The organism is Bacillus sp. AFS073361, from assembly GCF_002567005.1.
GTDB lineage: Bacteria > Bacillota > Bacilli > Bacillales > Cytobacillaceae > Neobacillus.
In genome coordinates this window covers 1-18,700 of record NZ_NUZU01000013.1, presented here as the reverse complement: position 1 = coordinate 18,700, position 18,700 = coordinate 1, and the positions used below count along the sequence as shown (strand labels likewise).

16 protein-coding genes, 1 pseudogene and 1 riboswitch are annotated in these 18,700 nt (G+C 38.4%); of the genes and pseudogenes, 9 read left to right on the top strand and 8 right to left on the bottom strand.

The genetic code is table 11. The features are described 5' to 3' along the window. Positions 1 to 148 precede the first annotated feature (148 nt). Entirely contained in the window at positions 149 to 646 is a 498-nt protein-coding gene (locus COJ96_RS07990; protein ID WP_098572423.1) for a YajQ family cyclic di-GMP-binding protein, read from the top strand. Positions 647 to 760: 114 nt separating this feature from the next. Continuing rightward, on the top strand, positions 761 to 1,633 hold the full coding sequence (locus tag COJ96_RS07985; RefSeq protein WP_098572422.1) for an SDR family oxidoreductase: 873 nt from the start codon (positions 761 to 763) through the stop codon (positions 1,631 to 1,633). Between the two features lie 28 nt (positions 1,634 to 1,661). Here COJ96_RS07985 and COJ96_RS07980 read toward each other — a convergent pair whose 3' ends face one another. Next, complete coding sequence (locus tag COJ96_RS07980) at positions 1,662 to 3,173, bottom strand: alpha-amylase family glycosyl hydrolase (protein WP_098572421.1); 1,512 nt, start codon at positions 3,171 to 3,173, stop codon at positions 1,662 to 1,664. A 113-nt stretch (positions 3,174 to 3,286) separates the two neighbouring features. Continuing rightward, positions 3,287 to 5,134 (bottom strand): asparagine synthase (glutamine-hydrolyzing), encoded by a 1,848-nt coding sequence (gene asnB / locus COJ96_RS07975; RefSeq protein WP_098572420.1) that lies wholly within the window; start codon positions 5,132 to 5,134, stop codon positions 3,287 to 3,289. A gap of 215 nt (positions 5,135 to 5,349) precedes the next feature. On the opposite strand from asnB, the gene COJ96_RS07970 reads away from it, so the two are divergent. After that, entirely contained in the window at positions 5,350 to 5,913 is a 564-nt protein-coding gene (locus tag COJ96_RS07970) for a DUF2777 domain-containing protein (protein WP_098572419.1), read from the top strand. Between the two features lie 67 nt (positions 5,914 to 5,980). Here COJ96_RS07970 and COJ96_RS07965 read toward each other — a convergent pair whose 3' ends face one another. The 3 genes from COJ96_RS07965 to COJ96_RS07955 all read right to left on the bottom strand — a co-directional run bounded on the left by COJ96_RS07965 (position 5,981) and on the right by COJ96_RS07955 (position 8,673). Beyond that, a complete protein-coding gene (locus COJ96_RS07965) occupies positions 5,981 to 6,337 on the bottom strand; it encodes a YisL family protein (RefSeq protein ID WP_098572418.1) in 357 nt (118 codons plus the stop codon). Between the two features lie 137 nt (positions 6,338 to 6,474). Then, positions 6,475 to 7,383, bottom strand: coding sequence for a fumarylacetoacetate hydrolase family protein (locus COJ96_RS07960; RefSeq protein WP_180230018.1), 909 nt, complete (start codon positions 7,381 to 7,383; stop codon positions 6,475 to 6,477). Positions 7,384 to 7,533: 150 nt separating this feature from the next. Continuing rightward, entirely contained in the window at positions 7,534 to 8,673 is a 1,140-nt protein-coding gene (locus tag COJ96_RS07955) for a TadA family conjugal transfer-associated ATPase (protein ID WP_098572719.1), read from the bottom strand. A 55-nt stretch (positions 8,674 to 8,728) separates the two neighbouring features. Beyond that, a riboswitch (cyclic di-GMP riboswitch) is annotated at positions 8,729 to 8,815 on the bottom strand. 249 nt (positions 8,816 to 9,064) lie between these two features. On the opposite strand from COJ96_RS07955, the gene COJ96_RS07950 reads away from it, so the two are divergent. The 6 genes from COJ96_RS07950 to COJ96_RS07925 are packed head-to-tail and all read left to right on the top strand — an operon-like array spanning position 9,065 to position 11,066. Then, positions 9,065 to 9,286: a spore germination protein gene (locus COJ96_RS07950; protein WP_098572417.1), complete on the top strand. Its 222-nt coding sequence runs from the start codon at positions 9,065 to 9,067 to the stop codon at positions 9,284 to 9,286. Between the two features lie 17 nt (positions 9,287 to 9,303). Continuing rightward, a complete protein-coding gene (locus COJ96_RS07945) occupies positions 9,304 to 9,534 on the top strand; it encodes a spore germination protein GerPB (protein WP_098572416.1) in 231 nt (76 codons plus the stop codon). Positions 9,535 to 9,592: 58 nt separating this feature from the next. After that, positions 9,593 to 10,207 carry a spore germination protein GerPC gene (gerPC, locus tag COJ96_RS07940; RefSeq protein ID WP_098572415.1) on the top strand — a complete coding sequence of 205 codons (615 nt, stop codon included), beginning with the start codon at positions 9,593 to 9,595 and terminating at the stop codon, positions 10,205 to 10,207. Beyond that, positions 10,204 to 10,380, top strand: a complete 177-nt coding sequence (locus COJ96_RS07935; protein ID WP_098572414.1) for a spore gernimation protein GerPD — start codon at positions 10,204 to 10,206, stop codon at positions 10,378 to 10,380. The genes gerPC and COJ96_RS07935 overlap by 4 nt, the downstream gene beginning before the upstream one ends. Positions 10,381 to 10,385: 5 nt before the next feature. Continuing rightward, positions 10,386 to 10,793 carry a spore germination protein GerPE gene (locus COJ96_RS07930; protein ID WP_098572413.1) on the top strand — a complete coding sequence of 136 codons (408 nt, stop codon included), beginning with the start codon at positions 10,386 to 10,388 and terminating at the stop codon, positions 10,791 to 10,793. A 54-nt stretch (positions 10,794 to 10,847) separates the two neighbouring features. Beyond that, positions 10,848 to 11,066, top strand: a complete 219-nt coding sequence (locus tag COJ96_RS07925; protein WP_098572718.1) for a spore germination protein — start codon at positions 10,848 to 10,850, stop codon at positions 11,064 to 11,066. A gap of 46 nt (positions 11,067 to 11,112) precedes the next feature. Here COJ96_RS07925 and addA read toward each other — a convergent pair whose 3' ends face one another. From addA to COJ96_RS29000, 3 genes and pseudogenes are all read right to left on the bottom strand, one after another. Then, complete coding sequence (gene addA, locus COJ96_RS07920; protein ID WP_098572412.1) at positions 11,113 to 14,901, bottom strand: helicase-exonuclease AddAB subunit AddA; 3,789 nt, start codon at positions 14,899 to 14,901, stop codon at positions 11,113 to 11,115. Next, a complete protein-coding gene (gene addB / locus COJ96_RS07915; protein WP_098572411.1) occupies positions 14,894 to 18,388 on the bottom strand; it encodes a helicase-exonuclease AddAB subunit AddB in 3,495 nt (1,164 codons plus the stop codon). The genes addA and addB overlap by 8 nt, the downstream gene beginning before the upstream one ends. A gap of 124 nt (positions 18,389 to 18,512) precedes the next feature. Beyond that, a pseudogene (locus COJ96_RS29000) lies at positions 18,513 to 18,700 on the bottom strand (hypothetical protein); the annotation flags it as partial.

Genomic DNA, 18,700 nt, shown 5'->3' with positions numbered 1-18,700 from the left:
TCATTCGGAGCGCCTATTTATCCGTTTGAACGTGCGCTTCCTTTTTAAATAGTTGTTTGAACTGCTATATTTTACTATAATGTACCCATAAAGGGAAACTTTAGCAGGCATGAGCTTAATATAATGTTTATAAAATGGAGGTTTTGTTATGTCCAAAGATAGTTCATTTGATATTGTATCTCAAGTTGACTTATCGGAAGTGTCAAATGCGATTGCCCAAACAATGAAGGAAATTGGTACACGCTATGATTTTAAAGGCAGCAAAAGTGAAGTCTCACTGGATAAAGATAAAGAGGAACTGGTCCTTGTTTCCGATGATGAATATAAAATGGACCAACTAAAGGATGTTTTATTTAGCAAATTAATAAAACGTGGAGTTCCAGTAAGGAATCTTGACTACGGAAAAGTCGAAGGAGCTTCAGGCGGAACCGTTCGTCAACGAGCTAAACTAGTTCAAGGAATTAACAAAGAAAATGCTAAAAAAATTAATACCATCATTAAAAATAGCGGCGTCAAGGTGAAAAGTCAGGTTCAGGACGACCAAGTACGTGTTAGCGGTAAAAACCGGGATGATTTACAAAAAATAATCTCCCTTGTGCGCGAAGCTGATTTAACAGTGGATGTCCAATTTATAAATTACCGATGAAAAAACAGCGGAAGGATTATAAAATCCTTTCGCTTTTTTTATCATTATTATTTTTCATAATTTGACCCATTTATCTAAAACTAATAAGGAGTAAACACTTGGAGGTTTTAGGTAATGAGCAATAATAAAAATCAACAAAAGAAGACCTTTCCAGCACAACATCAAAATCATCAGCCTGGCATAGAAAGTGAAATGAATCCACTGCCCGTCTCGGTCGACCCCAATTATCAACCAAGTGGAAAATTAACTGGTAAAACTGCAATTATTACTGGTGGTGACAGTGGGATTGGCAAATCAGTTGCGATTTATTTTGCCAAAGAAGGGGCAGACGTAGCGATTATTTATTTGGAGGAGCATCAAGATGCAGAAGAAACCAAGCAATTAATTAAAGCGGAAGGACGAAGATGCCAGCTTTATTCCGGCGACATAGGCAGTGAAGATTTTTGTAAGGATACCGTGAATAAGATTCATTCTGAATTTGGCAGGCTAGATATACTTGTTAATAACGCAGCGGAACAACATCCGCAAAAAAGTTTATTATCAATCACTTCACAACAATTGGAAAAGACGTTCCGAACAAATATTTTCTCCTTTTTCTATATGACCAAAATGGCTCTCCCTTTTTTAAAAAAAGGGGCATCGATTATTAACACTGCTTCCATTACGGCCTACAAGGGGCATGAACAATTAGTGGACTATTCTTCAACCAAAGGAGCAGTAGTTTCCTTTACCCGCTCTTTAGCACTGTCCCTTGCACCTCAAGGAATTCGGGTAAACGGTGTGGCTCCAGGTCCAATATGGACACCACTGATTCCTTCGACTTTTACAGCAGATCAAGTTGCTACCTTTGGTTCAAATACGGCAATGGGTAGAGCAGGACAACCGTATGAATTAGCAGCCAGTTATGTTTTTCTTGCCTCAGATGACTCATCCTATATGAGTGGGCAAATGATTCATGTAAATGGCGGGGAAATTATTAACGGATAAAAAAATGTCGGGGAAAGCCCCCGACATTTTATCGCTTGTTTTTTCTTAATTTAAGAATAAATAACGTAAATAACAGGTAAACAACAACTAACCCTGCAATTAATGGAAAATTGATGCCGCTTTTTTCAGTTGCAACATATACTTCCGAATTATCCCGATCTAAAATAATCATATATTTATTATCATGACTATTAACTTTATCTCCTCCAAGTAAGCCCCTCAGTTCTTTTCCATCTTCAATTTGTTCATTTGTTAATGTTACGCTTTGAGACTTACTCGAATTATTGATCGCAATAATGGATGTTTCCCCTTTATACACTCGTTTATAAACAGCCATTCCCTTTTGATCATAGAGCATCTCCATGGTTCCTCTAGTTAAGGATGGAAGTTGATTCCTTAATTCGCCCACCTTGGTAATGTAATCAATCAATTCTTTTTCAGCCCTGAAGCTCATTTGCCCGCGGTTATCCGGAATACCTCCTCCATTTAAAGCAATTTCGGTCCCATAATTAATAATAGGAACTCCCGGGGTGGTATAAAGGTACAACAATGCTGTTTTCCAGCGTGAGCCTGGGAATTGTTTTTTTGCGACAATGTCGCTCGTAAATCTTGTGGTATATTCATTATCCAAAAAATTTGGTCTTAAAAATGATTGCTGATTTTTATCTACATCCGAGTATAGTGAACTAAAGGATTGATCAGTACTTGCAAAAGTATTTCTTAATTTTTCACTATATTGATACGTAACAACACTGTCTATCCCAGCACCTGTATATGCTTGCATATCTATAGGATTATCTTTGGAAATGACCCCTAACAGGAAAAAGTCTTTCTTTACCTTCTTAACTTCAGTTGAAAAATCAGTCCAAAAGCTGAGTGGAACATAATTTACTTCCGGTAAGCTCATCCCATCAATATCTGTTTTATTGATCCACCATTTTGCTGTGTCTATTAAGTATTTCTTTACTTCTGGGCTGTCCTGATTAAGATCGGGCAATCCATCAATCCAGCCTTGCTCAAGTTCCTTCTGATTTTCATTTCCAGATGCGATATCTTGTTTTACATGAAACCAGTCTTTTTTGCTGGTATCACTTAGCCAAGGATGGTCAACTGCTACATTATTTGTAACAAAATCAAAGATCACTTTCATTTCTCGTTTATGAGCTTCTTTTACTAACGTTTGGAAAGTCTTCATAGTTCCAAAATGTTCGTCAACTTTGTAGAAATCCTTAACCCAAAAGCCATGGTATCCATTCTTACCATTGTCAAAAATGGGGGTTAATCGAATCGCAGTAAATCCCATGTCATGTATGTAATCTAACTTATCTATAATTCCCTGAATATCTCCGCCATTATATGTTAATGGATCTTTTGCATTTACATCAATGTCATTATTCCGATCTCCATTGTTGAAACGGTCAATCATAATGGAATAAACCGATTCATCCTGCCATAAGCGTTCTTTCTTTTCAACGGCCGCATGTGCAGAAAGCGATGAGTTTAGTAATAACAAGATTAAAATAAGTGTAATTTTTTTCATATAGTTATATCCTCCTCTAAAAAAGGGAAGAGGATATCCTCTTCCCTACACTATTTTAATCTAATCAAGTTTTTATTCCAAATTTAAATTCTTCCTTCTCTCAGAAAATCAACCTAATTCACTAGGTTAATATTATACTCCTTAAACCATGTGTGCAGTTGCACAAGGTACGCCAATAATTGAGGACCTGTCATCAACTGACCAAACCAAGGTTCTTGAAATGAATTTCCACCAGACTTCACGATATTTTCAAGTTGCTCTTTATTAAAAAATTCATGTAATGCGGAGGATTTATCCTGTAAAATATTCTCCACCTGTTTTTGGACAGCAATGGTGTAAGCAGGATTGTGGGTCTTCGGATAGGGGCTTTTTTTCCGATACAGTACTTCTTCCGGTAAAATACCTTCAAATGCTTTTCGGAGGATCCCCTTTTCTCTCCCGCGATACATTTTAATTTCCCACGGGATATTCCATACATATTCTACAAGTCGGTGATCAGCAAATGGAACCCTGACTTCTAGACTTGCACCCATGCTCATCCGGTCTTTCCGATCAAGCAATGTAGTCATAAAGCTTATCATATTAATATAAAATAGCTCTCTCCGTTTTGATTCCTCCACGCTTTCACCATCTAATCTTGGCGTTTCGGCGATCGCCTGATCATACTTTTCCATAACATAATCATTCAATTTAAGTTTATCCCGCCAATGTGATTTCAACAAATTTTGTCGTTCCACTAATGACCGCATCCACGGAAACCCTGCTCGTTCAAGGTCTTGTTTTCGATGAAACCAAGGGTACCCGCCGAAAATCTCATCCGCACATTCCCCTGAAAGACTGACAACAAAATCCTGTTTGATTTCCTTACAAAACCAAAGTAACGAAGAATCAACATCTGCCATCCCAGGAAGATCTCTTACATGGGTCGCTTCCACCAAGTCATTAACCAATTGCTCCTGAGTAATAATTTTGTTATGGTGAATGGTATTAAATTTATCCGTAATCATTTGAATATATTTTCCATCCGCATCTGGTTGAAATTCAGTTGAGGAAAAATATTTGTCATTTCCTTCATAATCAATGGAGTAGGTGTGGAGCTGCCCTTTGTTTTGGTCCTGAAAACCTTTCGCAGCAATCGCTGTAATGATGCTTGAATCTAAACCGCCAGACAAGAATGTACTTAATGGAACATCCGAAACTAGCTGCCTCGTTACAGCATCTGTTACTAAATAGCGGACCTTTTCTGCCGTCTCCTCCACGCTGTCCTTATGTTCTTCACTTTTTACATTCCAATAACGCCAAATTTTTAGACCATTCTTCGATAATGTTAGAGCATGTGCTGGTCTTAGCTCATTTATTCCCTTAAAGACTCCGGAACCTGGCGATCTAGATGGACCAATTCCAAAGATTTCAGCAAGACCTTCTTGATTGATTTCAGTTTTCACCTCTGGATGGGCTAAAATAGCCTTGATTTCAGAAGCAAATAAAAGACCCTTCTCATGTTCCTTGAAGAATAGAGGTTTTACCCCTAAACGATCGCGTCCAATAAAGAGCTGTTCCTTCTTGCTATCCCAGACAGCAAATGCATAAATTCCGTTCAAATAATTTACACATTCTTCCGCCCATTCTATATAGGCAGATAATAGAACTTCTGTATCAGAATGACCTTTAAATGAATATCCTTTAGTATGGAGAACTTTGCGGATATCTTCTGTATTATACAATTCCCCATTATAGCAAATGGTGTAATTATATCCGTCTTTTTGTTTGGACATTGGCTGTCTTCCCCCTTCAGGGTCAACAACAATCAGTCTTTTATGACCAAAAGCCACATTTGCATCAGACCAGATGTTTGTTTCATCAGGGCCTCTTTTTGCCAGAGTATTTGTCATTTTGGTCAGTGTTTCTACTTCGTTTTTGAGTGACCTATCAAAATTAATCCAGCCTGTAATGCCACACATTTCCTTTCACACTCCTCATTAACAGAACTACTGTACATGAATCATGTTTTATAGTATTCAGCCCATAAGAATTGGTTAATTGTCCAAAAAAAAAGCGGAAGCTGGGTAAGGAAGTCAGATTTTTAAGATAAAAAAATAATACTTTATTTTTCAGTTATAAAATCCCATGAAGATGTCTAAAAAGAATATGATATCATCTGGCACGGAGGTTAATAATGAATCGACAACAACGAATGAGACTATACGATTATCAAGAGAGAGCCTACACAGAAGGAACGGTTGAACAAATTAATGACCAATGGATCTTCTTTGATGAGGAAACGGAAGAAGCTGAAATGTTAGATGATTACCTTCAGCAAGAAATTGAAGTCTTCCGAATGAACCGTTGGAAGAAAGGTAAATTGTATGAAACAGGAAAAATCCGGATTGGAAATGAAGCAACCATGCTCCGAAATCATGATTTAGTCAGGATTAGGAAACATTTAGTTTATTCGCTTGAAAGGCTTTTAGATGGGGTAAATGATGATGCTTTTTTTCAATTTGTTACCACTCTAAACTCCTTAAACTTTTCCATTTACGATTGCATCTACTGTTATAATCATTTATCTTTCTTATCGGATGAAAATCGCAAAGATGGGGTAAATTTTATAGTTTTCGATAATCAGGATCAAATTTGTAATGTCCAACACCATTTTTGCTATTACGAAAAGGTGAATGATCGATTTGAATTTACATTAAATACAGGAAAACGATTAGTGATAGAGAAAATGATTTCATAGATAAAAGGCATGGGAAATTCAAAAGGCTGCCGAATTGTTCGACAGCCTTTACAAGATAACATAAAATTTATGGGTTTAAAAATGACATTGGCAATCTTCCACCCAGATATAAAACAAGAACCCATGCAACGACAAACTGAATCCAAAATACAGAAGTTCTTCTGTTATTAGCCACACGGCTAAGAATCATTTCGAATAATCCGATTATCCAAAGTCCGACAACCGCTTTTAAAACATACCAAACATCAATTTTGTAAACCGAAAATAGAAGCCCTGCACCAGTTGCAATAATAAGCAAATATAATACTCGTAAAATCATTTTAACAATTTTTGCACCTTTTTCTTTTCCACCCTTATGTAAAAAAAGTGCTACTACAAATAGAATTAATGCTAAAAGCCAAGCCGTAATATGACCGTGAATCAAGTTAGTTCCTCCTTATGTATAAAATTTCTTTTAATTCGAACCTTATCATACCATAAACAGTATATAAACACGAAAAAAAGCAAGTCAAATAAAGTAATAAATAGAAGAATGCTATAAATTATTTTTCAAGTATAGCTTTATTCTTGAATAGTATTCTTCAGTGTCCCAATTTTTTCAATTGTGACTGCCATTTGATCACCTGGAGATAAAAATTTAGGGGGCTTAAACCCTTTCCCTACACCAGCTGGTGTGCCAGTTGCAATAACATCACCAGGTTCCAGTGTCATTCCATCTGATAAAATGGAGATAACCTCTTCAATTGGAAAAATAAAATTCTTAGTATTTGAATTCTGTCTTAATTCTCCGTTTACTTTCGTCTCGATATTTAGGGAATTCGGATTATCGATAGAACTTTTATGAACAATGCAAGGTCCCATCGGACAGGTTGTGTCAAGGCTTTTGCCGATGAAAAACTGCTTGTGCCTCGATTGCAAATCTCGTGCGGTTACATCATTAATAATGGTATAGCCAAAAATGTAATCCAATGCCTTATCTTTTTTTATTGCCCGCCCCTTTTTACCAATGATGACGGCAAGCTCGCCTTCATAATCAAGTTGAGCCGTTATATTTTTGTGATTTAGGACCATTTCATTAGGCCCAATAACTGTTGTTGGTGCTTTTGTAAAGACCATAATATGTTCAGGGATATCGGCTTCACTCCCCATTTCAATCGCATGTTCTGCGTAATTTTTCCCGACACAAAAAATATTCTTACTTGGTCTCGGAATAGGAGCAAGCAAAGTTACCTGTTCAATTGGGACGAAAAAAGATGAAGTTTGTCCGCAATTAGTAACCCAATCCAGAACCTCTTTCACCTTTTCAATAAAGAGATCTCCTAAGTCGATACATTTAAGCAGGGAAGGAGGAAAACTTCTTATGCCCATTCTTGCTTCTTCAGCAAGGTTTAACAAAAGGACTGTGGCCTCAGTTTGGTCAAGCAATCCAACGAACAATTCATGGTTATATTCTACTGTCACAAATTTCACTCTTTTTCACCTCAATATGATTGTCTCACAATTAATATATTAAAAGAAATAACTCCCTCGAACAAATTTAATGAACAAAAAAGCCGAACCCTATTTAAAGGAAATTCAGCCCCTAACCATTCATAACTTAATGCCTCTTATTACCTGAGATTATTTAAACAATGACGCTGGAATATGAATCCCTGATGCCTCTAGGCGATCATAAAATTTGGGGCGGACACCAGTCGGTATAAGTTGTCCAATAATTTTCCCCTCAGAATTAATTCCTTTTTGTTTAAAGGAAAAGATGTCTTGCAGAACGATATTTTCTCCTTCCATTCCTTGAACTTCAGTAATATTGATAATTTTCCTTGTTCCATCCATTAAACGAGTTTGCTGGATAATCACATCGATTGCTCCTGCAATTTGCTCTCGAATGTCTTTAATAGAATTATTCAATCCTGCTAAAAGGACCATTGTTTCCAAACGGCTAATCATATCCCTTGGACTATATGAGTGCCCTGTAGCAAGTGAACCATCATGGCCAGAATTCATTGCCTGAAGCATATCAAGCGCTTCTCCACCACGGATTTCTCCGATAATAACACGGTCTGGTCTCATTCGTAACGATTTCTTGAGAAGCTCTCGAATCGAAATGGCTCTTTTACCTTTTATTTCGGAAGGTCGAAGTTCTAGTGAGATTACATGACCCTGTCCCAACTGAATTTCGGCTGCATCCTCAACCGTTACGATTTTTTCTTCATCAGGTATAAAATTGGAAAGGGCATTCAGAGTGGTTGTTTTACCAGACCTCGTACCACCGCTAACAAACATATTCAAGCGGGCTTTCACGCATGCATCTAGAAAAAATGCCATTTCCTCTGTCACTGTCCCAAAGTTGATTAGATCTTCAATTTGGTAGGGATCCTTTGAAAATTTCCTGATTGTAATGGCTGGTCCATTTAATGCAAGGGGAGGAATGATGGCATTAACACGTAAGCCATTAGGCAGCCTAGCATCTACCATTGGCGAACTTTCATCGATTCTCCATCCAAGTGGGGCAAGAATTTTGTCTATCATTGTTTTGACATGTTCATTGTCACGGAATTGTATTGACGTTAATACCAATTTTCCTTTACGTTCACAGTACACCTGGTTAGGTCCATTTACCATAACCTCTGAAACATCTTCATCTAAAATAAGGGGATTTATGGGTCCAAAACAGGTTAAGTAGTCGATTAGTTTCCACCTCCATAAAAAAGAAATAGCCCCGCCTTTACCAAAGGGGGGATAGAATTCATAGAATACCATAGATACATAGAACAACTATGCAGACATGAATATCCATTATGAAACACCCTAATCTTTCGGTAACTGGCTGGCTTAGTGTAAATGCACCTTAGCCCCTATAGCTTTGCGTCACTGATTTTCATCAGGTTTGCCTTTATCGAGAAACAGTGTTTATTTCCGACTGATCTCTTACTCATATAATAGTCCCTTTCTAAACAACCGAAAACCCAACTTATTTATTATTTTCTGTACAAGCAAATAGGTAATTATAACTATTTCTAATCGATCGTTCTACAAATGAATATTAAACATCGTATACGATTCTTGATTTCAATAATTTTGGGCGTATCAATCACATTACCTTTACCCATACATAGGATGTAGAAGATACTATGAAAAAAGGGTGTTGAAAATGCCAGCAATTGTTGGAGTTGCACAGGTCATTACGCTTGGCAGCAGTTCTGTCTTCCATATTGGCGATGTATATAAAATTATGCCATTTTCTACCGCAAAAACATTTTCTGGCGCTGGTTCCTTTAACACTGGGGAAAGCTTACAACTTCAAAATAATGTAAGTTCCACTAATACAAGTGATTCAGATGTTTACGATCAAGGGATTGCACTTAATGCTTAATGAATGGGTGATTTTAAATGAACTTTTATATCCAGCAGTCCATTCAGATTAATTTCATAAAAATTGGCGGGATTACCAATTCCTCAGTCTTACAAATAGGTAGTGCTGGGATTATTAAACCGATGGCTCATTTATATAATACTGGCGGATTTACTGGACCTGCACCACAAACAATCAAATCTTCAGGCTCTTTATTAGGGACACCATCAGTTCCCCTACAAGCCGCAGTAAGAAAACAGGATAAATAGGCCGCCGATCTTATAATAATCAATACGTTTATTGGAGAAATAATTGTGAGGTGATTACATGTATCAGGATTATTCCCAATATCTTCAATGGCTGCAGATGTGTATTCAAGCTCAGGAGCAAAGAATTCAGTCTTTAGAGAGCACTCTCCAAAAAATGCAAGCAGAAATCAAACAATTATATGAAAAACAGGCCATCCATGTAGACAAAATTGAGTATAAATTTGATCAACTAAAGGTAGAGACTCTTGAAGGTACGTTAAACATTGGTCTAAATCCATCCGAATTAGCAGGAATTGAAGACTTTGCCGTACAAAATCAATCCTTATCCACCCCAATATCACCAAAAGATCAAATGCAAAGATCAATGAAAATCGAGGAAGCCATTTATAGATATTTAGAATCGGATTTACCTCCTATGGTGGAAGCTACTCAGAGAGAATTGAACGTTCTGCCAAATGACGAGTATTTAGCATTTATAAAACAAGACATCATTAAACAGCTTCCGAGTAGGATAGAACATCATTTAAACACCCATCCTGCGGACAATCGCACGATTGCTGATACCCCTTCAGATGATTTAATTATTGAAGCATTAAAGAAGGAAATACAAAACGGGGTAATGGTCTTTTTTAGTAATTTACCTGATAACCTGAAAGGGATGCATACAGAATGAACTTTGTAGTTTATAACCGTGAACTCTTTGTCCAAAACATCAAAATCACCGGGGTGGCAAGTTCCTCGTTAGTAATGGTGGGAGATACAGAAACAATCCAGTTAGCCTCTACTTTTGATACCCCTGCGGAATCATTAATTATAGGTCCTTTTGTTCCGCTATCACCGGAGTGAACAACATGCTGCAGAGAACCTCTTGTGTAGATACAATTAATATTAAAATCGTCTCTTTTTCCTCTACGGTACAGATAGGGGATTCCTGTATTATCAATGGTCTTTCAAGAGCACTCGCGGTCCAAAGGGAGAGCGAAGTGTTTTATGGAAATGAAGGGGATTTATCCTCTTACCAGGTCTATTCCGAACCTATTCCATTTCTCCCTATTAATGAATCTTTCACATATTCCCGTCAAAATCCTAACCCACTAATTAAGGTTGGCCGAATTGATATTACGGGGATATCTTCAGCTTCCCTCTTGCACGTTGGAAGCAGCAACCATGTTTCCATGGAAGCTAGAATTAAACATATTCGACAGTTATATCCAAGTCCTAGAAATGGCAGAAACGAAGGAGAACAAGGACAAAGATAAATGCATAAGTTACTCTTAAGGATAAAAGTAACTTTTCTAAAAAGGATGTTAGTTATGCCAGCGATTATCGGTCCCGTCCAAATCGTTCATGTAAGTGGCGGTATTGTTCAATTTGGCGATACGGTATATATCTCTCCAAAAAGTGCCTCTAAGACAAATGCAGGCTCAGGTGCATTTAACACCGGTGGAATCGTCGTAACGAATTCGGGATTAAGCGGAACCAATGTACTTGATACGAACTTAATCGATCAGCCAATTGTGGGTAATAATTAAAAAAATGACATAAACCATAAGATGGTCTATGTCATTTTTTATTGAATTATTCTCTCTCAACCTTCAAAATATGAGCCCCGTCAAAGAAAAACAAATACCTCTCATTGACCTTCCTTTTCCAGATTTGTTCAATTGCACGGGTATATAAGTTAATTTGCATCTTATAGCGGTTTTCAAGAATTGTCTTGGCTTGGTCAAACCCGCCTTTATAGCGATCAGTTATCCGATCTGACTTATAATCCACTAAAACCAGCCCATCTTCATCCTCTAAGATACAGTCAATAATCCCTTGCACAAACACAGATTCATCTTCCTCGTTCCAATTAGGATACACATCACGAGCATGCATAGAAAGTGTAAATGGAACTTCTCTGTTGAGTGTTTTAGCATTAAAGTATCTTCGCCCCAATTCGGAATCAAAAAAATGAATAATCAAATTTTTATCGATTACTGCTGCTTGTTCCAGGGTTAATAATTCATTATTGACCATCCAAGTTAATTGTTCCTGAAGTGACTCTTGATTCACTGGCTTAGTTAAATCGACGTGCTGCATGACCATATGCATAGCAGAGCCTCGTTCGGCTGGGCTTAATTGCTTTTCCTGCATAAATTTAGGACGTTTTACTATTGATTTTTTAAAGTGGTTCACTAGATCGGTCCCACTTTGTTCATCCGCCATTTCCCTTTGTCGCTTTATTTCTGAAACAGATTGTTTCGAACGATGGCTTGCTGCATTCGAAAAAGAATATTCCCAATCTAAGCGGGCCCGGATTTCTTCAGCAAATGGTGACGCAGTCTCGACAAGTTCCCCTTTTTGTACTCGTTCAAGAAGTTGATTTTCTTCTAGTTCTTCTTCTGTTTCTTTCTGTTTCACCTCTTCAGCACTTAGCAAAGAAATTTTCCATAAAGAAGGGTGACTCGTGATATCTTCAGGTATCAGGGGATTTATCGTTTCTTTATTCCTTAATTCTTTACTGTCCTGATGACGAACAAGGGCCGGACCAATCCAATCAATATAGCTTGAAACTGCTGCCCGTTCGTAATCTTTCAACAGCCATTCAGTATTTGCTGCCACATCATTCCATTGATCTATTCTTTTGAGTGCATCTTTTAATGTTGCGGTTAAATAAAGTTTTTCCTTTGCCCTTGTCATGGCTACATATAAGACACGCATTTCTTCGGCGAGCATTTCCATTTTCTTTTTTCGCTTAAAAGCAATTTGTGGTAAAGAAGGATACGAAATTCTTTTTTCTGCATTTACATACTTAGAAGCAAATCCATATTCTTTATCAAGCATATATGGTTTACGAATATCTGCCATATTAAAGGTTCGGGCCATTCCCGCCATGAATACGACAGGAAATTCAAGCCCTTTGCTGCTATGAATAGTCATAATTCGAACTACATCCTCTTGCTCTCCAAGTGCCCTTGCTGCCCCGAGGTCGTCTCCTCTTTCCATCATACGTTCAATAAACCGCAGGAACCGGAACAGACCACGGAAAGAAGTGCGTTCATATTGCCGTGCTCGATCATATAGTGCACGCAGGTTTGCTTGACGCTGCTTTCCTCCTGGTAAGCCTCCGACAAAATCATAAAACTGGGTATCTCTATATAACTGCCAAATTAACTCAGACAAAGAACCCTGTCTTGCCATAGAGCGCCATTCTGTCAAAAAGTCATAAAAGCGGCGCAGTTTTTCGTAAAATGCAGCCGTATTTTCAGCTTGTTTACTTTTGCAAAAAGAGGTAACTGCCTCCCAAAATGAACCTCGCTTTTGTTGAATACGAATGATGGATAGTTCCTCCTCATTCAACCCAACGATGGGGGACCGTAATACAGCGGCAAGAGGGATGTCTTGGAATGGATTATCAATAACACGCAGGAGTGAAATCATAATGGCCACTTCCGTTGCGTTAAAGTACCCTGTTGAGAGGCTGGCATAAACGGGAATCCCTTGCTGCTTGAATTCTTCAATGATCTGCGGTGCCCATGTCATCGAACGAAGTAGAATAACTGTATCTCGATACATGAGCGGCCGAGTAGATTTCGTTTTTGGATTATATACTGGTGCTCCAGTAGCAACTAACTCCTTAATTTTAGAAGCAATAACCCTTGCTTCGAGTTGGGATTGTTCCAGTCCAACTGCATCAAATTCTTCTAGTTCTGCCTCTGCCTCACCTTCAGATGGCGCAGTTGATGATTCCTTTTCTTCAACGTTTTGGTTAATAAGCAGAAGTTCAACCGGAAAGGGCTCATCTTCTGGATAGGGTGCGCCAGCACGTAACTCTGCTGCCTCGTCATATTCGATTTCGCCAACCTTGACACCCATAATTTGTTTAAATAAATAATTGGTCGCATCAAGTACTTCACTTCTGCTTCGGAAATTGCGTGCTAAATCAATACGTAATCCTGTTGAATCTCCGTCAACTTTAAAGCGGGTATACTTGCCTAAGAAAAGATTCGGCTCAGCCAATCGAAAACGGTAAATGGACTGTTTAACATCTCCGACCATAAACATATTTCCATTGTGCTCTTCTTTCTTCGTGACAAGTTTCAGGATGGTTTCCTGCACCATATTTGTATCTTGATATTCATCACAATAGACTTCTTTAAAATGCCTTTGGTATGCCAGAGCCGCTTCCGATGGAAGAAATTCACCCTCAGTTGAGATTTCCTTTGTCAAAATGCCAAGGCAGTAATGTTCTAAATCAGCATAATCGACAAGTCCTTTTTCTCTTTTAACCTTTGAAAACCGCTGAGAAAATTCCTTCACAAGATGAACCAATGTTTCTATTAACGGCCGCATCTCTTCCATATCACGTAAAAAGCTTTCAGGTTTTCGAGAGAATAATTCCCCTTTTATATCTTGAATTTTTTTCTTTGCCTTATCGCGAAGTTTTTGGGCCTTCTCCGTTAGTTCTTTATCAAAGTGATCACCTTTCACTTGTTTTGCCCGTGAAAAAGACCAGGTCATTAATGCTTGATAAAGTGTTTCCCAAGAATCCTTTTTGGCAAGCAGGAGAGTATCAATTACCATTAAATCATCTAGAAAATTTTCGGCTCTAGGTGCTGGTCCGCCTGGAAGTTTCGTTAATTCTAACCCTCGGTTGATCATTTCTCTAGCCGCTTCTAATTGTAGTTCAATATCAAAAAGCAGGTCCTGTATAAAGGGAAGATCCTCTATATTATGAATCGATGAAGTATCATACATATTTATTATGGACCGTAAATATTGATCTGGCTCTGGATTTGAGCTAGCAAAATCGTAAATAGACCGAACAATATCCATTAAGGCAGCATCGCTGCGGTCATTAGTGAATGAATCCACCAGGTTAAAAAAGGCGGCATTATCTTTTTGGCCATATTCTTCCTCAAATAACTCGTCCATCACTTCATCCCGGATTAATTGCGCCTCTGTTTCATCAGCAATTCGAAACCCTGGATCTACGTCGATTAGGTAATAATATTTTCGGATGACTTCCATACAAAAGGAGTGAAGAGTTGAAATAGATGCTTTGTTTAATAAACTAAGCTGCTTTCTTAAATGGCGAGAACTTGGGTCCTCATCAATAGCTTTTTCTAGGGCCTCCCCTATTCGATGCCGCATTTCAGCTGCCGATGCATTCGTAAAGGTCACTACTAATAATTCATCCACATCAATCGGATCTTCCTTTGAAAGAATTTTTTGAATGATTCTTTCTACGAGGACTGCCGTCTTTCCCGAACCAGCCGCTGCCGCGACGAGTATGTCTCTATCTTTTGCCATTATTGCCTTCCATTGGTCATCAGTCCATGTTGCATTTTCTGGCTTGGGGGGAATAACAACCTTACTCATATTCTCGAACCTCCTTCCTAATCAATTCTAGTACATCTTCCTTCGAGTGCGGTGTGAGAACCCGGAATTGATTAGTCTCAATAGCCTCGTCAAATTGACAAACTGATTTAAAAGAACAAAATGTACAAGGTGTTTTATCCTTTAATTTATATGGTGCTAGATCAATCTGACCATCGATAATAGCGTTACCTGTTTTTAGATATAATTTACGGACATAAGTTTTCAGGTCATCAAACTCTGATAGACTGGCAACTTTTGATTTTTTCGATAAATTTCCATCTTTTTTGATGCCAGCTGCAATAATTTCTGAATCACCCGATTCGAGCGTTTTGTCCATAAGCCGAATTACGTTTTGATCACTTACCATTAATCCGTTCATTTTAAACTTTTTCATGATTTCCTTTTCGATTTCATCAATCGTCAACATTTTGGTTGTATTAATAAAAGGATTATGAACATGGAAATAGAGAACACCTGCAGGACTGGCTTTCATTTCTACCAATTCATTCGAATGGGTCATGACAATATCAAGGTAGGTTAACATTTGCAGTGCAAGCCCATAATACACTTCGCTAAAATTGACGTCCTTTTCACTTGACTTGTAGTCGATAACTCGTAGAAAGACACTGTCATCTGCAGCTTTTGCCTGATCGACTCGATCAATTCTACCAGCTAACTCCATTATTTTCCCATTTTTCAGTGAGAATGATAATGGCGGCAGTTTTCCGTTTGGTCCAAATCCTAATTCCAAACCAATAGGTGAAAAACCACTCACTTTAGCATGCTCACTTAAAACAACAGAGGCACGGGTAATAATTTGCTCCAATTTCCTTTTTATATAATGATGTCTCTCTGAACTTAATAATATTTCATTTTGCAGTTTAGGGGCTAAAGTCATGACTGCTTCCTTCGAGAGCTCTTCACATTGTTTCCTTGAAAGCTCTGCCCAAGAAAGGTTTTGTTCATTGACAATATCCGCAATCTGTTTTAAGGCTGCATGAAACAACTCCCCGATATCAGGAGCCTCTAACCGATATACTTGGCGGTCGCGGAGCTTTAAACCGTGCTGAGCGAAATGAGAAAAAGCACAAGAGTTATATAGTTCCATTCTGGAAACACTCGCTTGAATGGCTTCGCCATATAATTCATCTGCGGTCTCTGTTGAAAGTTTTACGACTGGGTTCGAATAAAACAGGCTTGAAAACACTTTTTGGGCCTTGTCCTTCCCTGAACTCTCGAGATAGTAGTTATAAACATCCCACCAAACATCAGAAATAGGATATCCTCGTTTTTTCCATTGCAGTTGGGAATTGAGGTAAGACAACGTAGTTGTAAAATTTGAAATAAAACCTAGTTGACTCCGTTCCGAAACTTGTGATGGATCTGAAACGTAGAAAAGCTCATTTGCATTTGGAAACATATCTTTTAATCTCTTAATATACGAGGAAGGAATTAACGCTTTTCCTTCATCATTCGCAAGTGGAAAACACACAAAAAGAGCTTCAGATGGTGCGGTAAAAGCTTTATAGGCTAGATAGTTTTCATCGAGCAACCTTGTCCTGCTGCTCGGTGCAATATTGACCCCAGCTGCCAAAAGCATTTCCCTGTCTTCATCTGAAAGAATCCCTTCATCCGAAATTTTCGCCGGCAGTATTCCTTCAGTGACACCCACCACAAAGACAATTTTTATTTCATTCAGCCTTGATTTTTCTAAATCCCCAACCAAAACCTGGTCCAGTGCAGGTGGAATAAGTGAAAAATGTAAGGATTCAAAACCTGACTCTAACACCGCCGCGAATGACTTTAATGAGACTAGCTCATCCCCAAGTATTTCAACATATTCATCGAGCAGATCAATTACAGCATTCCAGACTTGTTCGTGCTCACGCATTTTTACAAGATTACCCTTTTCCTCGGCATCTGCCTTCCACTTTTCAAGCTTTGCGGGGACATCCAATTCCTCTAGTAATAAATAGATGGCTTCGCAGAGTTTTCTTCCTGAATCCGCTTTTTTCAATCTTCTTGATAGACGTAATAACGGCGCTGTTATCATCAGTTTTAATTCATTTAACTCTTGTTCCATTTCTTTTTCTGCATCGGTTTGAGAGTTAACCTCTAATTCCAGCCCTCTAATTCGTCGATAGCTCCAACGATCTTTTTTCGTCCATTTACTTCCGTTTATTCCGTAAGCCAGACAATAATTTTCTAGCTTGTCCATTCTCTCGCGCATTTTTGCGGTATTTTCCTGGATAGGGAATAATAATTCTGTCTTAATCACTCTAAATACCGGTTCATAGCGCCAATAAGAATTAATCACTTCAAGACTTGATCGGATTAATTCAATTAAAGGATGGTTCAGCATCGTCCTTTTTTGATCAATAAAATAGGGAATCTGATGATCGTTGAAAACTGGTTCAACAATCTCATGATAGTCCCCCCCATTTCTGATTAACAATGCGATATCCCGGTACCTGAAATCCTTTGTTCTAACAAAATCACGAATCTCTCTGGCAATCCCTTCGATCTCGGCTCTTCTATTTACTGCTTGGCAAATATTAATTTGGGACGTATCCAAATATGGTACAACAGGCCGCGTATCAAATTTTTCTTCCAGATGACGCAATGATGGCTCAGTCCACTTTTTTTGCTCTTTTAAAAAGACTGGCTGCTCCATCTCGATCCCGTTTGCTTTAGCTAAATCATAAATGGAAAAACAAGTTCCACCGGATAAGCGGAATAAGTCTAGTTCATCAGGAGCTGAACCAACGGATAATTGATCGGTGGTTAGTGCGATTGATACGGTTTTACAATGCTTCATTAATTCCAACATTACACCATATTCCTGAGGTGAAAAACTATCAAAACCATCGATATATATTTCTGCATCCTTTAAATAGGTTGAATGGGACACTTTCTCCGCTAAGAGTGTAAAGTAATCCTCTGAATCAATATATTTACCAAAAATTTCATCCTCGAACTTTTTATAAATAATTTCTAAATCTTTGATTTTATCATTTAAGGCATTGGCGGCCGTTGCATCACCATTTGATTGAAATGCGTTATGAATTAACTCCTCTGGCCTTATACAATATCTTTTAAATTCAGTGATCATTTGCTCAAGCTGTTTGATAAATCCAGTTTTATCGGCAGCACGCTGAAAAAGTCCTAGCTGTTCCTTTTGCTCTTCAATAATTTTGCGAATGAGCATACTCATGCCTACACTGCTTAAATGAATTCGGCTAATCCCGCCTGTTTCTTGCAAAATCCGCCACGCTAGTCGTGAAAAACTATATACTTGAGCGCGGATCATTCCGCCGATAGCAGGGTCTGTTGCCAAGCGATATTCAGATAAAAAAGTCATCTGTTCAGGAACTATATAAATGATCGGTGTACCTTCTGGCTTTTCTTGCAGCCGCTCCTTTATTTCTTCTATGAACATAGCAGTCTTGCCGCTTCCTGAACGCCCGATTACCATTCTTAATGACATGTAAAAACCTCGCTTTCCACAACCACTCTTAAACTTTTATATCTCCCATTCTATCACAAAATAAGCACAAACGTTTGGAATACCCATATACAGATTCAAGCCATAAATGGTAAATTCTACGGTTTTATAACAGGAAGTTGATCTCCGCTCCAGGTGCGAGCGGTTCGCGGGCGTGCCGGGGAGCCTCCTCGGCGCTTAAGCGCCTGCGGGGTCTCCCCTGCCCCGTACTCCCGCAGGAGTCTTCCCCGCCTTCCACTCCAATCAACTTGTACTTACTTATCATTTTTCCAAACTTTTCTTTTTCTCTGGAAT

What these genes read in the sequence shown, in the direction of transcription:
- COJ96_RS07990 (WP_098572423.1), top strand. Translation starts at nt 149, where the DNA reads ATGTCCAAAGATAGTTCATTTGATATTGTATCTCAAGTTGACTTATCG.
- COJ96_RS07985 (WP_098572422.1), top strand. Translation starts at nt 761, where the DNA reads ATGAGCAATAATAAAAATCAACAAAAGAAGACCTTTCCAGCACAACAT.
- COJ96_RS07980 (WP_098572421.1), bottom strand. Translation starts at nt 3,173, where the DNA reads ATGAAAAAAATTACACTTATTTTAATCTTGTTATTACTAAACTCATCG.
- asnB (WP_098572420.1), bottom strand. Translation starts at nt 5,134, where the DNA reads ATGTGTGGCATTACAGGCTGGATTAATTTTGATAGGTCACTCAAAAAC.
- COJ96_RS07970 (WP_098572419.1), top strand. Translation starts at nt 5,350, where the DNA reads ATGAATCGACAACAACGAATGAGACTATACGATTATCAAGAGAGAGCC.
- COJ96_RS07955 (WP_098572719.1), bottom strand. Translation starts at nt 8,673, where the DNA reads ATGGTATTCTATGAATTCTATCCCCCCTTTGGTAAAGGCGGGGCTATT.
- COJ96_RS07950 (WP_098572417.1), top strand. Translation starts at nt 9,065, where the DNA reads ATGCCAGCAATTGTTGGAGTTGCACAGGTCATTACGCTTGGCAGCAGT.
- COJ96_RS07945 (WP_098572416.1), top strand. Translation starts at nt 9,304, where the DNA reads ATGAACTTTTATATCCAGCAGTCCATTCAGATTAATTTCATAAAAATT.
- gerPC (WP_098572415.1), top strand. Translation starts at nt 9,593, where the DNA reads ATGTATCAGGATTATTCCCAATATCTTCAATGGCTGCAGATGTGTATT.
- COJ96_RS07935 (WP_098572414.1), top strand. Translation starts at nt 10,204, where the DNA reads ATGAACTTTGTAGTTTATAACCGTGAACTCTTTGTCCAAAACATCAAA.
- COJ96_RS07930 (WP_098572413.1), top strand. Translation starts at nt 10,386, where the DNA reads ATGCTGCAGAGAACCTCTTGTGTAGATACAATTAATATTAAAATCGTC.
- COJ96_RS07925 (WP_098572718.1), top strand. Translation starts at nt 10,848, where the DNA reads ATGCCAGCGATTATCGGTCCCGTCCAAATCGTTCATGTAAGTGGCGGT.
- addA (WP_098572412.1), bottom strand. Translation starts at nt 14,901, where the DNA reads ATGAGTAAGGTTGTTATTCCCCCCAAGCCAGAAAATGCAACATGGACT.
- addB (WP_098572411.1), bottom strand. Translation starts at nt 18,388, where the DNA reads ATGTCATTAAGAATGGTAATCGGGCGTTCAGGAAGCGGCAAGACTGCT.